Origin of the sequence: Pelagivirga sediminicola (genome assembly GCF_003072125.1) — a bacterium.
Lineage (GTDB): Bacteria > Pseudomonadota > Alphaproteobacteria > Rhodobacterales > Rhodobacteraceae > Roseovarius > Roseovarius sediminicola.
The window spans coordinates 1-12,587 of sequence record NZ_QCYH01000015.1; the positions used below are offsets into that span (position 1 = coordinate 1).

At 61.6% G+C, this 12,587-nt stretch carries 16 protein-coding genes and 1 pseudogene; 1 reads left to right on the forward strand and 16 read right to left on the reverse strand.

All coding sequences use genetic code 11. The features are described 5' to 3' along the window. Positions 1-78: 78 nt before the first annotated feature. The 15 genes and pseudogenes from DC366_RS16735 to DC366_RS16805 all read right to left on the reverse strand — a co-directional run. A pseudogene (locus DC366_RS16735) lies at positions 79-1,230 on the reverse strand (strawberry notch family protein); the annotation flags it as partial. A 115-nt stretch (positions 1,231-1,345) separates the two neighbouring features. Next, positions 1,346-1,741: a type II toxin-antitoxin system death-on-curing family toxin gene (locus DC366_RS16740; RefSeq protein ID WP_108693367.1), complete on the reverse strand. Its 396-nt coding sequence runs from the start codon at positions 1,739-1,741 to the stop codon at positions 1,346-1,348. Then, positions 1,738-1,962, reverse strand: coding sequence for an AbrB/MazE/SpoVT family DNA-binding domain-containing protein (locus DC366_RS16745; RefSeq protein WP_108693368.1), 225 nt, complete (start codon positions 1,960-1,962; stop codon positions 1,738-1,740). Before DC366_RS16745 ends, DC366_RS16740 begins: the two co-directional genes overlap by 4 nt. Positions 1,963-2,013: 51 nt before the next feature. Next, entirely contained in the window at positions 2,014-2,160 is a 147-nt protein-coding gene (locus DC366_RS20580; protein ID WP_369333113.1) for an antitoxin PaaA2 family protein, read from the reverse strand. A gap of 20 nt (positions 2,161-2,180) precedes the next feature. Continuing rightward, positions 2,181-2,486 (reverse strand): zincin-like metallopeptidase domain-containing protein, encoded by a 306-nt coding sequence (locus DC366_RS20365; protein WP_274861703.1) that lies wholly within the window; start codon positions 2,484-2,486, stop codon positions 2,181-2,183. 38 nt (positions 2,487-2,524) lie between these two features. Continuing rightward, positions 2,525-4,633: a UPF0149 family protein gene (locus DC366_RS16755; protein ID WP_108693369.1), complete on the reverse strand. Its 2,109-nt coding sequence runs from the start codon at positions 4,631-4,633 to the stop codon at positions 2,525-2,527. Between the two features lie 298 nt (positions 4,634-4,931). Further along, complete coding sequence (locus DC366_RS16765) at positions 4,932-5,450, reverse strand: type II toxin-antitoxin system YhaV family toxin (RefSeq protein ID WP_108693371.1); 519 nt, start codon at positions 5,448-5,450, stop codon at positions 4,932-4,934. Next, positions 5,447-5,773, reverse strand: a complete 327-nt coding sequence (locus tag DC366_RS16770) for a type II toxin-antitoxin system PrlF family antitoxin (protein WP_005668772.1) — start codon at positions 5,771-5,773, stop codon at positions 5,447-5,449. Before DC366_RS16770 ends, DC366_RS16765 begins: the two co-directional genes overlap by 4 nt. A gap of 123 nt (positions 5,774-5,896) precedes the next feature. Then, positions 5,897-6,550, reverse strand: a complete 654-nt coding sequence (locus tag DC366_RS16775; RefSeq protein ID WP_108693372.1) for a DUF6927 domain-containing protein — start codon at positions 6,548-6,550, stop codon at positions 5,897-5,899. 102 nt (positions 6,551-6,652) lie between these two features. Further along, positions 6,653-7,246, reverse strand: a complete 594-nt coding sequence (locus tag DC366_RS16780) for a regulator (RefSeq protein WP_108693373.1) — start codon at positions 7,244-7,246, stop codon at positions 6,653-6,655. A gap of 72 nt (positions 7,247-7,318) precedes the next feature. Further along, positions 7,319-9,301: a ParB/RepB/Spo0J family partition protein gene (locus tag DC366_RS16785; protein WP_108693374.1), complete on the reverse strand. Its 1,983-nt coding sequence runs from the start codon at positions 9,299-9,301 to the stop codon at positions 7,319-7,321. A 153-nt stretch (positions 9,302-9,454) separates the two neighbouring features. Next, entirely contained in the window at positions 9,455-9,844 is a 390-nt protein-coding gene (locus DC366_RS16790) for a DUF3768 domain-containing protein (RefSeq protein ID WP_043872247.1), read from the reverse strand. Positions 9,845-9,931: 87 nt separating this feature from the next. After that, positions 9,932-10,141, reverse strand: coding sequence for a DUF6330 family protein (locus DC366_RS16795; protein ID WP_043872246.1), 210 nt, complete (start codon positions 10,139-10,141; stop codon positions 9,932-9,934). Between the two features lie 23 nt (positions 10,142-10,164). Continuing rightward, a complete protein-coding gene (locus DC366_RS16800) occupies positions 10,165-11,103 on the reverse strand; it encodes an ArdC family protein (RefSeq protein WP_043872245.1) in 939 nt (312 codons plus the stop codon). A gap of 40 nt (positions 11,104-11,143) precedes the next feature. Beyond that, complete coding sequence (locus DC366_RS16805) at positions 11,144-11,614, reverse strand: hypothetical protein (protein ID WP_243405191.1); 471 nt, start codon at positions 11,612-11,614, stop codon at positions 11,144-11,146. 352 nt (positions 11,615-11,966) lie between these two features. Between DC366_RS16805 and DC366_RS16810 the strand changes: the two genes are divergently transcribed. Then, entirely contained in the window at positions 11,967-12,263 is a 297-nt protein-coding gene (locus DC366_RS16810; RefSeq protein ID WP_043872243.1) for a hypothetical protein, read from the forward strand. Between the two features lie 28 nt (positions 12,264-12,291). Here the strand turns inward: DC366_RS16810 and DC366_RS16815 are convergent, their stop codons facing one another. Then, a complete protein-coding gene (locus DC366_RS16815; RefSeq protein ID WP_243405192.1) occupies positions 12,292-12,582 on the reverse strand; it encodes a hypothetical protein in 291 nt (96 codons plus the stop codon). Between the last annotated feature and the right edge of the window lie 5 nt (positions 12,583-12,587).

Sequence of the window (12,587 nt, forward strand, 5' to 3'; positions counted from 1 at the left end):
GAGCTACCCACAGACCTCAGCTTCACGCGATCGACCAAACGCAACTGAAAAATCAATGGGCCGCGACCGCCGCTTACTCTCGATCCGCTGCGGGCGGTAGCGCGCATAAATGTCCGAGACCGGCGTGTTGTCGCGCGGGGCATCAAAGCTCGTGAAAGAAAGCGGGATGGCGGCATTGGCCCTGGGCTTGGAGGCGGCGACAGGCGCAGCGCGGCGCTTGCGCACGACAGATGCTGGAACGGTCGGCCGAGCATAAGGGATCGCTTCCGCCCGTTGGACGGGGCGCATCTCGGTCCGGGTTGCGGCCACGGCATCGACAAAAGGAAGGCCCTCATCCAGATCGCACACAATGGCGCGGATCATCTCGCCATCCTCCTGCACCTTGTCGAAGACCATGAGCTGGGTTTCCACAGAGGTGCCGAGCTTGCGGTAAACCTGTCCCGGCATCGTCAACGCCAGTCGCGGCGTCAGGAGACCGCAGGCGCGGGACCAATGCGCGGCATCACGCTCCCGGCTGAACCCTGGCGGCATGATCGCCACCAGCCGTCCGCCCGGCGCCAGGCGCTTGGCAGCCGCAACGAGATGCTTGGCGGCGATGTGCTTGTCTCGGGAGCGATCGACCGAAGAGGCAAAGGGCGGGTTCATCACCACGACGTCGGGCAGAACCGGCGTCTGCAGCAGATCGTCGATATACTCGCCGTCATGGCCTGTCACCTCGCCGCCGAAGAGGGCCCGCAGGAGGCGCTGGCGAAAGGGGTCGATCTCGTTGAGTAAAAGCGTGGCACCGGCCCGGGCGGCGAAAGCGGCCAGGGCACCGGTGCCAGCCGACGGCTCCAGCGCGGTCTCCCCTTTGCGGATCGCTGCGGCCCGCACGACAAGGGCTGCGTATGAGAGCGGCGTGGAAAATTGTTGCAACCGGATCTGCTGCTCTGAGCGGCGCGTTTCCGTCAGCAGCCGAGAAGCGAGCAGCTTTGCGGCGGCAATGTCATCTGCGGCGCCGCCCCTTTGCAGCAGCACCTGGACAGCCGAGGCCTGCATAAGGTCATGGGCCATCCGCCAGTCCCAGGCGCCGCCGGCATCGCTGCCATGAAACGTCTCGCGCATGATGCGCGCGAGCGCTGAACTGCGCAGGGGCTGATTGTCGATCACCGCGCCGATTTGCCCGAGGGCAGAGGCGAGGTCAGCGTCGGGATCAGTGTGGTGGGAGGGTTTGGGGGTAGGCTTGGCCATGGCGTCTGTCCTTTGGGTCAGGGTCTGAGTTCCAAAGGACAAAAAGCCAGCTTTCCCCTTTTGGAGTTAAGGATCTGAAATCAAGAACCGGGGCGGGGCAGGACTGCCAACGCGATCAGACGTCATCGGTCTTTGCGGCAAGGTCACGGAGCCAAGCAGAAAACGCGGCTTCACTCACCTGATCGGCGGCAAGGTCCTCCATCATCCGGACACCCTTCCCGGGATCGGGCCGCAGATTTACGCCATTGAGCCGCAAGAACGCAAAAGCGGCCACGAATGCTGTTCGCTTGTTGCCATCGACAAAGGCATGCGCTTTGGCAAGACCATAGGCATAAGCTGCCGCAATCGCGAACACATCCACGTCCTCATAGGACGCGCGGTTCATTGCCCGTGTGCATCCCATTTCCAAAAGGGCCGGATCGCGGGTGCCTGGCGCACCGCCGTGGCGCGCGATCTGGCGATCATGGACGACGTACGAAGCGGCCAGCGGAATCCAGACCCAATCGCTCATGCAAGTGCTTGGAGCAGATCGCGGTTCTCATCCATGACGATCTCGGCGGCGGCAAGCGCGGCCTGAAGTTCCGGGTTTTCCGTCATCAGCTTCAGCCCGCCATCATCCGTGCGCACGGCATAGAGGGTATCCCCCTCCTTGGCATCCAGGAGCGCGAGCATCTCTGTGCTGAGTGTCATGACGGCGGAATTGCCGACCTTGCGGATTTTGGCTTCGATCATGGCAGGGCCCGTATGGTTATACGTATGTATATACGAGACCTCTGCGCTAGGTCAAGTTTGCTCCTGGCGCTTTTCGTCAATCAACGTCTGCAACTGATGCAACGCGTGGGCGTGCGATATCGGCGGGCGCGGATCTTTGAGCGCTTCCTGCACCCTGGATCGAAACCAGGCATCGTGGGATTTCGTTTCAGCGGTCACGGAAATGGTCGTCGAGCCCCCTATCCAGAAGCTCGCCTAGGTAACTCGGCATATCGGCAACGCTCAGAGCGACCTGAGACCGGCGGTCGGGGGATTGGACCCTGGACCCGTCGACTTTGTCGCAGGCCTGTTTGCGATCTGAAGGCTGTTTCAACTCCGGTCTCCCATTGACGCGATGATCGAACGTTACAGCGAAGTTTCCCGAACGATAAGAGCCTTGAAATCTCTATCTCTTTCATCGCCTCAAGCCACCCCTCGACATAGGCGGCGCTCTGGTCGAATTCAGGTTCCACCCCGATTTGCGCGCAAAGCATGCAGTTTCCGATTTCCGCGACTTATCCTGACAGTCAATCCAAGAAAGCTATCATTTCTGCTTGTCACATTGCTTGATCAGCCATTTGTGCAAGGCGGGGGCTTGGTCGGGTTTGGTTTTGAAATCCGCCGCCTGTTCGAGGAGCGCGCGCATGGCTTTGCCGTCTTTGCCGAGGGATTTGTTAGGCCAGTGGGGTTTGTGCGCTTCCCATGCTGTCAGATAGCCGTCAGCCCAGATGGAAAACAGGACCGGGTCCGCCGGGAACAGCACCTCTGCCGGAGCACCGTCTCGCAGCAAGGACAGACGGTGATTGTAGGCTATTACGATCAGGTCGAGGAGTTTTTGCAAGTCCGCATCGGAGGCGAGATCGTCTGCCACGACATTGAAAATCGTGACGATCCACTCGGAGGGTTTGATGAACTTGGGCGCGGTGCAGAGGCCTGTCAAAAAGCCTTCCATCCAGGGGGGTGTGATCTTGGCCGGACGCAGAAGTTTATCCAGCGCCTTTTGTTCCTTTGTGCCGAACGGTGCGACCTCGGCGTAGGTTCCCGGGGCCGCGCGTTCTTCGGTGACCTCAAGACCGCCGAACGGCATCGGCGGCGCGTCCTGATGGACCCACGCCTCAAAGCTCATGGCGTGCACGAAATGCATGATCGGGGCCTTCTTCAGGTCGCGGCCCTCGGACATGGCCTGGGCCACGGCGACAAGCTCAGGCGTTATGGGGTTCTTTGCAGCCGCCAGCAAGGCAGCATTGCGGGCAAAGATCATGGCCCAAAAGTTGCGGCGGGTCTCCAGATGCTGCCAAAGCTTGCGGGTCATGGCATTTTGAGTCGTTGCACTTTCAATGGCATCTGACGATGCGTCGCTGTCCTCGAACCAGCTGTCCGAGATCGGGAAGTGATCAGGCCAATGCTCACTCGCCATGATCAGGCTGCCCCGTGCGCGGACGGAGAGAGTGGAGACGGCGCCTTCGGGGTCAGCAATGGCCGCGATGTCTGCAATATCTGCCGATCGCGGGCGCAGATTGGCAAAACCTGCGGTCTCTACGACATCGAGCAGACCCGCCGCAGGCATTGTCCCGTTTGCTTGCCCCTCCGCAAGCGCCCAGGACAGAGCGGTGAACGCATAATCTGCTGTTGCCTCCAAGGCGCCTGACTCATTTGCAATCTGCGCGATCATCTGTTTTTGCTCGGAGGCGCTGGTGCACGGAAGCACAAAAGCGTCTTTCACGCCAAACCCCTGTTTGAGCAGCACCACCGCCAAAGCACGTCGGCCACCCGATTGAATGGCCATGGAGAGGCTCTGCGCACCGCTGCCATCGACCATCGAGGATACAACGCGATGGATCTTGGGTTTTGAGCGCGTATCAGTTGCCGGCGTCCCGGTTTTGAGGGCGGATCGGATGATCTTATCCATACCGCGCAAGATGTCCGGGTCTTGTAGCCAGCTTCGGATCAAGGTAATGCGCGATAACAACGCCTGAGACAGATCACCCGCCTGCTGACGCAGAGCGAGACCGGTTAGCGCGCCGGAGCTCACCGAGGCGTCTGTCGCAAGTAGCAGCGCTGCGGCGGCATCTCCACATAGGGACTCTGGTCGGGTAGCGAGTTTGCGAATGAAAGCAAAGCGTGCTTCTGGCGGCAAGGTTGGCAGCATCTCATCCAGCATCGCCAGCATGGCCGAAACCGAGTCTTCGCCGATGCCATTTAAGCCTTTGAAGATACCGTCGAACATCTCATCGGGGATGTCGGGAATGCCGTTGATGTCGGCAAAGGCATCCGGGTCTTCGGGGATGACCGCATGGGCCAGCGATGGTGGCGGGGTCAGGCCCGCACGCGTCCAGGCGCTGGAGAGAGACAAGGCCGTTTGGGATGTCAGGTCGGCGTCGAGCAAGGCCACCACATCGCGCATGTCATCCAGTAAGGTGCGCCCTTTGCGCTGCCCGCTCTCATCGGCCATGCGGGCCTCATCCAGTGCGGCGACCAGCATCGCCATCTGGCCGTCCGACAATGGGCCACTCGCGGCCTCTTGGATCAGCGCAGCGCAAAGGTCCGGGCGCGCCAGAAGATCCTTGCCAAACTGCCGTAAAAGCTCTGACTGCTGCAACGGCAACTTTGGCGCTTCCACGGCCCGAACCATCTTTGAAAGAAACGCGTCCACCCTGATCCCCCTCGGTTGACATCATTGCATTGCAGAAAGTTTGGTCCTGTCCAAGGCAAAATCATATTTTGGCTGATCACTCCCCCGAAATCTGCCCTATCACGTTGTGAATGCGCGCGCGTTCCGCCTTGAGAGAGGCCCGCTGGAGAGCTGGCAATAGCTTCTCTTTGAGCAATGATTTGACGTCTTCCTCTGCCTTTTGCCAGGCTGGCAGGTGGCACGCGCGGATACAGGCGTTCGGGCATTTGGTTGACAGCAATAGCGCTGCCTGTGCGTCGCGGGCGTTCCCAAAGCCATCTCAACGGCCAGGCGCCGCTTCAAGGGAAGTTTCGAACCGCTTGTCCGCCGCCGCCGCTTCTTTCAAGAGCGCGTCAAAATTGTCAGGTGGGTTGCCATCTTCCAGCATCCCTTTGAACGTCGCATAGGCATCCGTCTTGCTGCCATAGGCGCGCAGGGTCTTGTCGTCGTTCACCCAGGCCACCACGATGACCTTCGCATCACTGTTGAACCGGTAGAACAACCGATATTGCTGGAAGAATTTCGCCCGGAACCAGTGCTTGCGGTGATCGCCGAGTGTGCCGCCTTGCCGGAAGGCCGCGGCACCCGGATCCGCCGGTATGGCCTCGGTGACCAGCTTGAAAATGGCGGCCAGCCGTTTCGTGGAATTTTTCTTGCGCCAGGTCTTGGGATCTCGTGCCTTACGCGCCTCGACCTCCAGGGTCAGCCCTTCGAGCTGGTCCAGAAAGAGCGGATGCGCATAAATCGACCATCCGTTTACGACAAGGGGCGCTTGGGCGGGCACGCTATCGCCGCTCATTCATCCTCGAGCGATAGCGGCGCATCGAGATCGACGTCAACGTCTCCGACCAGTGCTGCAAGACGGTCATGCAAAGCCCCATCGAACGCCCGAATGCGGTCCGGATGCGCCTTGATATCGGCCTCGACAAAATCGAGAAAGGCGCCGAGCACAGGATCTTCCTCGTCGCTGCGCACGGGCTCGATATAGACCCTGCCACTCGGCTCGGTGCAATAGCGAATCTGGTCGCCCTTGCCCAGCTTGAGCTGCTTGCGCACACCCGCCGGCACGGTCGTCTGATACCGATCCGTGAGCTTCGAGACATCTTGTGCGAGGGCTGTCATGGCAGTCTCCTGAAGAAAAGTGTCTTTGCTGCCCGCGATAGGTAATGCATTTGCATTGCCTTGTCAAGATAAGCCGCAGGATCTGCTGTCGCCGGGCAGGTCGATGAACCGTCCGGCGCTGACCTATTCTCGCCCCGCCAGAAACTCCGCCAGCACAGGACTGGTCGCGACTTTCGCGGAGCTGAGCAGCTCCGAGCCCGCAAGCGAGGCCTTCGACAGGCGTACGAGCCCACCGGTTTCCTCGATGCGGTAGCAGCGGCGTTTCTGCCGACCCCGCCTGTAGTGCGTCGCGGTGACTATCTGGCATGTACTGCCATCGGTCAGGGTCACAGGCGCGGCGAGCTTGATCTTGTCTCCCTCCTCGTAGTCCGGGATCGCAGCCCAGTCCTGGCAGCGCTGGCGCCAGGCATGAGCATAGCTGTCTGGGTCTTTCAGCTCGGACAGCAGGGCCAGTAGGCTCACCGGCGCGCGGGATTCGACCGGTCCCGCGCTTTCCTCCATGTCCTTGTAGCCCCAGCAGCCGTCATCATATCGGGTAAGGAATACGGCGGCGAAAGTGATGGAGCCATCCGCATCGGTGACATAGGTCGTGTCTTCGACAGGGGTGCCGTCGATATTTGTGACCTTTGCCGCCGCGTACCAAGTCGAACCCACCTTGCAGGCTTTGACCAGTTCGGTTTTGCGCGTATCGCCCTCGAAGGTGCAAAGCTGGGCAATCTCCGCTTTTTCGTCCGTGTAGGTCTGAACGCGGCCGTCGGTGTAGAAGAGCCAACCCATCTCAGAGTCCTTTCTTTCATTGGGGGAATTGTTGTCGCCAATGTCCCGAGAGGGCCGCAGGCCCGGCAGGGTACTGGCGATGCTTGTTTGAGAATGGGCGCGTTACGCCGCCCTCCGGTCATCGATTTCCATCAGCGCATCGAGCGGCACGCGGTAGGGCTGCATGGCGTCGAAATCCTCGCAATTGCCGCAGTTCTGCACGATCGCGAAGGTGTCGCAGGCATCCTTGAGGATGACCCTGAAGGTGCCGCCGAGGCCTGAGGGCACCTCGTAGGTCCCGCCGATGAGATAGTCCGAGGCCCGGCGCGCGAAGACACGGATGCTGTGGCCATCGGTGGCGAGCCGGATCGCCCCCTGCCCCCGGTCGATGAGCACCTGCACATCGTCGAGGATGTCGGTGTAGAACTGACCGGTCAGATCGCGAAACGCCATGCGGCGCTGCGCCATCCAGTCGGTGTCCCGAAACGGGTTCATGCCGTCGGCGAAGGCGAAGGAGGGATCGGCCTGTTCGGTGGTGACGATGCGGGTGGTCGTGCCATCGATGCCGTTTGAGCGCAGATGCACACCATTGCCGACGATGAGGATCAGGGCCGGCCTGTCCACGGGCCCGTTCCAGTTCGGCAGGAAGGTTTTGCAGGCGCGCGCATGTGCGATTTGCGCCGCGACAGCGGAGGCAGAGAACTTGAGAATAGCCATGAGGATGTCTTTCGGTTGGGTGTGGGAGGGTCGACCCGCGCGGGGAATGCCTCGCGCGGGTCGCGTAAGGACTCAGGCCGCTTGCGCGACCTCGCTGTCAGGCTCGGGAGTTTCCGCAGCGGGCTCCGCCTCATCACAGGCGACACCGGCGGTCTGCATCATGGGCGGGCACCAGGCGGCCACGGCAGCGCGCTGCGCGTCCGTGAGCGTGGCGAAGGGCTCGGCGAAGAGCTTGTCACAAAAGGCGACGATCTCCTTCTTGCTCGACGAGGCCAGCGTCACCGCCTCCTGGGCGAGACCCAGATCCTCGCCGAGGATCTTCAGGAGCCAAGCCTTCTTGAAGCGGTTGAAGAGCGCCGCATTCGGCGTCCAGTGGGCGCGGATGTCGGGCATGATCTCGATCTCGAACGCATGCATCAGGCTGTCGCGCTGGCGGTCCCGCGCGAAGCAGGACTGCGTGGTGCTGGCCGTGGCATAGGCCACGAGCTTGGCCTTCTCGCCGGCCTCCAGCGCGCGAAACGCCGCGAACTGATCAGCGGGCGCGCGGGCGTCATCTAGCCAGGACAGATCAAGCGCCTCATGCGCCGCCGCCACCTGCTCGAGCGAGGTCTCGTCGATTTCGTCCATCTTGGCATGGCTGCGGTATTCCTTGCGGGCATCGATCTTGATCGCCTGCGTGACACTCATGCCGCTGGCCAGAACGTCGCTCACCAGCTTGAAGAGCGTCAGATCGAGCGTGGCTTCCGGATGCAGCGCCATCGCGGCCCCAAGCGCCATGGCTCGCTCGGTCTTGAGGTCCTCAGCCAGTGAGGTCGGGTAGGTGATTTCGCCGGCGTCTGGGGCCTCCTCCCCGGTCGGGCTAGCCGAGGAGCCGCGCGCGCCCTCCTTTTTGACGGTGTCTTCCGGGCGGACGAGGCCAACATGGAGGGTCACCTGCCCGCCCGACCAGGACGCGATTACCCCAGACCGCGCGAGGTCCTCGGCGCTGTAGGCCTCCTGCAGGTCGCGGGCTTCCTCTTCCAGAGCGTCGACGCGGTCGTAAAGGGCATTGTAGGCACCGTCCTCGAGCCCCTCGTCCTCCATTTCGAGCTGCAATTTCTCAAGCTCGGCGGTGATTTCATCCACGCGCTTCTGGGCGGCCTCGTCGGCCTCGATCGGGCCGGGATAGACGCGGCCGTAGTCGGCCATTGTCGCGTAATCATACCGCACCATCGCATCGGCCCAGGCAAAGCCCAGCCTCGTGCGGGCCTCTTCGGCAGCCGCACCGAGCTTCTCGAGCAAGATGGTCTCGACCAGTGCTGCATCCTCGAGCACGGAATGTTCTTCCAGAAGATCGGCCGCGACGGCGCCGCCCCGCGCCTCGTAGTCCGCGCGCACGAAGGCCCCGATATCGTCGCTGACCTGCACGCCGCGGGATTTGAGCGCCTGTCGAACGGTATAGGCCTGCAGATAGCCTCCGTCCTTCGTGAGCGCCTCGAAGACCTCGCGCTGCGCCTCCTGGCTCGGGTGCTCGGCAAAGGCTTTCATCGTGTCGAGCGTGATCACCTTGCCCCGTGCCGCGGCGCGGATGTCGGGGTGGATAAGGCCATAGCGCAACCGGCCTTTCACGGCGGCGACGGTCGTGCCGAAGGTCTTTGCGATGGTCTCGGGCGTCTGGCCGTCGACCTCCATCATCCGGGCGAAAGCCTCGAACTCGTCGATGGCATTCATCGGCGCTTGGGTGATGTTCTCGGCGAGCGACAGCGCCGTGGTGACGTCGCAGTCTTCCGGCACGAGGCGGCAGTCGACATTGGTCTTCGCCGTGAACTCCTTGGTGGCCTTGTCCGCGACCAGCTCCTTCAGCGCGGCATGGCGTCGGCCACCGGCGAGCACTGCGTATTTGCCGTCGAGCTTCTGGACCAGGAGAGGCTGCAGGAGACCCAGAACGGCGATGCTGGCCTTCAGATGGGCGATGTTCTCGGGATCATAGGTTTCCGGCGCGTTGCTGCGTACATTGGCGGGATGCGGGACGAGATCGCCGATAGCAACGGTAAGGGGAGCAAAGCTTGTGGTCATGGGATATCCTTCCAGGAGGGTGAGGTGTGGCCCGCGCGCTTGCGCGTGACCAATCCCCGGCTTCAGGGATCACCACGACAAAAGGCCCACTTTGCCTTTTTGAGGGGCAGCGGGCCTTCATCGTCTCAGATGTCAGGGGAGGAGTCCCCTGCCCTACCAGTCGCGCGCCAGCATGATGGTCAGCACGCGGACGGTGGTGGCAGGATTGTCCGGGGTCTCAGCCCCGTAGCGGAAATCCGAGTCTGCTTCATAGAGATCGATTTTCCAGAACACGGTCTCGCCCCGGATCTCGACCGCGCCAAAATCGTGCCAGCCTTCAGGGTCATTCTCGGGCTCGAATGTATCGAACGCACCGGTGGCCTTCACCGCCTCGGCCATGAAGCCGTCATCGGCTTCCATAAGCGCGCGAGTGACATGCATGCGGCCCTGAATGGGCTGCACGGGCGGCACCCCAAGGCACGCGAGCTTGCGAAACGCGTCGTTTTGCGCCGCGATCACGGTCGGATCTGGACGGTCTGGCTGGGGTTGAACGGTCATGGACATGGGGATCTCCTTTGAGAAGTTGAAACACCCTTCCCAAAGCCCGCTTTCACTTTTCTGCTTGGCGAAAGGATCGAAGCAGAAGGCGCCTTACCCGAACAGCCCTCTGGCTCTGTAGTTCGGGTTGGGGATGGTTTCGATCCAGCCGCCTTGGTGCTTGATGCTCTCGAGCGCTGCCGAGAGCGGATAAGCGCCCTCGGACGGGCTCCACCAATAGGCACCGCGCTTGAAGACGATGATCTTGCGGCGGCCGTCGTTGAAGCAGGCCACCCGCAGCGTCTTGGGTTCCTTACGTGACATGCGAGTCTCCGTTCTCTGTGTGGTCAGGCGGCCTCGGCACTGCGCCCTGCCCTGCCCGTCTCCGATCTGGCGATCAGATAGTCGCAGGCGCGCTGCGCATCTGCGGCGTGCTTGAAGATCGCACCCTTGTCCGACCGAAGAACGCGCAACCAGTTGTGGAGATAGGCGGCATTCATCTCGAGCGTATGCGCCGTGAAGCCAAGCGTTTGACCCAGGAACACCGAGGTCAATTCTGCGACGATCTCTTCGCGCGCGTAAGAGGTGTTGCCGAATTTCGAGAGACCGAAATCTCGGTTCAGTCGATGCGGGGCTTTCGTGGCATGGGCCAGCTCATGGGCCCAGACCCCGTAGAAATTGCGCGGGTCCTGGAACCGCGTGATGGACGGCATGTAAACCTTGTCCACGGGCGGCAGGTAGTACGCTTCCGTTCCTGTGAAGACGGTCGTGATGTCGATGGCATCGAAAAACGCCTGCATGTGCGGGATGGGCTCGGACGGCGGATGCTCGGGCACGGGCTCCGGGTCAGGGTAGAAGCTGTCGGGCAAGCCCTCGATCTGGCAGGCATTGAACACACGGTAGGATTTCTGGAAGCGGAAGATACGGGCTTCCTCGGAGTGATCATCCCCGTCGCTGTGATCATGCTCATCGCCGGCGTCTCTCCGGCTTTGACCGTAGTAAACGACGACAGAGGACTTCTCGCCCTTGCGGACCTTTGCGTCCAACGCATTGGCCTGCGGCAGCGTCATCCAGAAGGGAGAGCTGTGGCCCGCCATCACGGTCCGCATCGTCAGCAGAAAGTTGTTCACCCCCTGGTAGGGTTCACCGCCCACGCGCAGGGGACGAGAGCTGCCACCTGCGGTCCAAGGCTTGCGCCACGGCAGGACGCCGCGCTCAATAATACGGATGATTTCGTTTGTGATGACCTCGGAGGCATCGAATTTGGGCGTGCGGGATCGGGCCATGGCTGGCGTCCTTTCGAGTTTTGGTAAGAGGGAGTGGTGACTAGGTTGACCGACAGGGCCGCGGATCGTTGGTGATGCTCGCGCCGAGCTGTTCGACCATGTCGATGTAGGTGGTCAGCGACACGGACCTGCCGGGACCCGAAGGTTCAGGGTCGTCCGATCCGTCCCGCGTCACCCGCGGCAGGTTCGCGAAGGCAATCACATCGGTGACGGGTCGGATATCGATAAACGGGGTCCCTCGTGCTACCGCAAGAGTGGCCAAGGGAAAGCGCTCGATTGGCGCGAAGGTTGAAACGGTGGTCCAACCGAGATGGAGGAATGTCCCACCCTCTCCGCAGATCACATGCGCGTTAGGCAACAGCGCCGCCTGCTTCAGATAACCGAGATCACGTAGGACGGTCTCGCGCTCGCGCCGTTGTGCCTGCCCCGTCTGGCCGGTTCGGCGTAGTTCCTTGTGTCGCCACCACGAGGCAGCGGTCGCGCGCAATACGCGCAAGACACCTGTTTGCATGAGAATGCCCTTCATCAGGAACGGCAGACCGGAATCCGGCCCGGACCCATCCGAGGGACCCCAAAGGCCCTCATCCGTCAGTCACAAAACCCGAAGGACACTTTCACTCTTTGGGGAACTGATGCCGGAGAATGTTGAATGCAAAGCTCATGAGAACCTAGGATCCTGCACTTTCCGGCATCAGACCCCATTGAAGAACAGGGGCAGGCCCGGACACGCTCTTTCGGGCACCTCAAAGGCCTGATCCTCCCCGACCCTCCTCTTCCTCTCAAACCCCATGATTTGCGCAGGCGGCTTGCTTTTGTTCCTGTTATGTTCTATTCTGAAACCAAGCTATGAAGGGAGAGCCCCGATGGAAAGCACCACTTACGCCCTGCCCGCGACGCCAAAGCAGATCGCCTATGCGCGCGCGCTGGCACTGCGCAACCAGACGCTTTTGCCGTGGGAGGTTCAGCAGGACCGCCGGTCCCTGAGCGCCTGGATCGACGCACAAGCCAAGCTCACATCCGCGACAGCGCTGAACAGCCTGCCCTCGTCCAAACAGGTCGCCTTCGCCGAACGCCTCGCCCGGATCAAACGCCGCGCCGTGCCGGATGAGTGTTTCCGCGACAAGGGGCTGATGTCGAAGTGGATCGACGGGAACAAATGAAGCTGGGCTGACCCTGCGGTGATCGAGACTACTTCAGCCGATCAACAACCGATGCCCCGCCCGACTTGGCAAGCGCGATCAGGCTGGACTGGATCCTGGATGTGAAGGCGGAACTGAACGTGCCGATGGGCGTGCGGTCCTCCCAGACATAGGACCGCTCCAGAATATCGGTGTTGATCTCGTCCAGCATGACCCATTTGCGGACATGGGTTTCTAACCCCACGCGCTGCGACTCGATCTTTGGCACCTCGATGATCAGCACGATGTTGACGAGCGTTGCCGCAACATGCAGCCGGAGCGGGGTTCGGGTACACCCCATTGACT

Coding starts and splice junctions, on each gene's coding strand:
- DC366_RS16790 (WP_043872247.1), bottom strand. CDS start 9,844: ATGTCCATGACCGTTCAACCCCAGCCAGACCGTCCAGATCCGACCGTG.
- DC366_RS16740 (WP_108693367.1), bottom strand. CDS start 1,741: ATGAGCGATTGGGTCTGGATTCCGCTGGCCGCTTCGTACGTCGTCCAT.
- DC366_RS16785 (WP_108693374.1), bottom strand. CDS start 9,301: ATGACCACAAGCTTTGCTCCCCTTACCGTTGCTATCGGCGATCTCGTC.
- DC366_RS16775 (WP_108693372.1), bottom strand. CDS start 6,550: ATGGGTTGGCTCTTCTACACCGACGGCCGCGTTCAGACCTACACGGAC.
- DC366_RS16745 (WP_108693368.1), bottom strand. CDS start 1,962: ATGATCGAAGCCAAAATCCGCAAGGTCGGCAATTCCGCCGTCATGACA.
- DC366_RS16780 (WP_108693373.1), bottom strand. CDS start 7,246: ATGGCTATTCTCAAGTTCTCTGCCTCCGCTGTCGCGGCGCAAATCGCA.
- DC366_RS16810 (WP_043872243.1), top strand. CDS start 11,967: ATGGAAAGCACCACTTACGCCCTGCCCGCGACGCCAAAGCAGATCGCC.
- DC366_RS16805 (WP_243405191.1), bottom strand. CDS start 11,614: ATGCAAACAGGTGTCTTGCGCGTATTGCGCGCGACCGCTGCCTCGTGG.
- DC366_RS16800 (WP_043872245.1), bottom strand. CDS start 11,103: ATGGCCCGATCCCGCACGCCCAAATTCGATGCCTCCGAGGTCATCACA.
- DC366_RS16765 (WP_108693371.1), bottom strand. CDS start 5,450: ATGAGCGGCGATAGCGTGCCCGCCCAAGCGCCCCTTGTCGTAAACGGA.
- DC366_RS16770 (WP_005668772.1), bottom strand. CDS start 5,773: ATGACAGCCCTCGCACAAGATGTCTCGAAGCTCACGGATCGGTATCAG.
- DC366_RS16815 (WP_243405192.1), bottom strand. CDS start 12,582: ATGGGGTGTACCCGAACCCCGCTCCGGCTGCATGTTGCGGCAACGCTC.
- DC366_RS16795 (WP_043872246.1), bottom strand. CDS start 10,141: ATGTCACGTAAGGAACCCAAGACGCTGCGGGTGGCCTGCTTCAACGAC.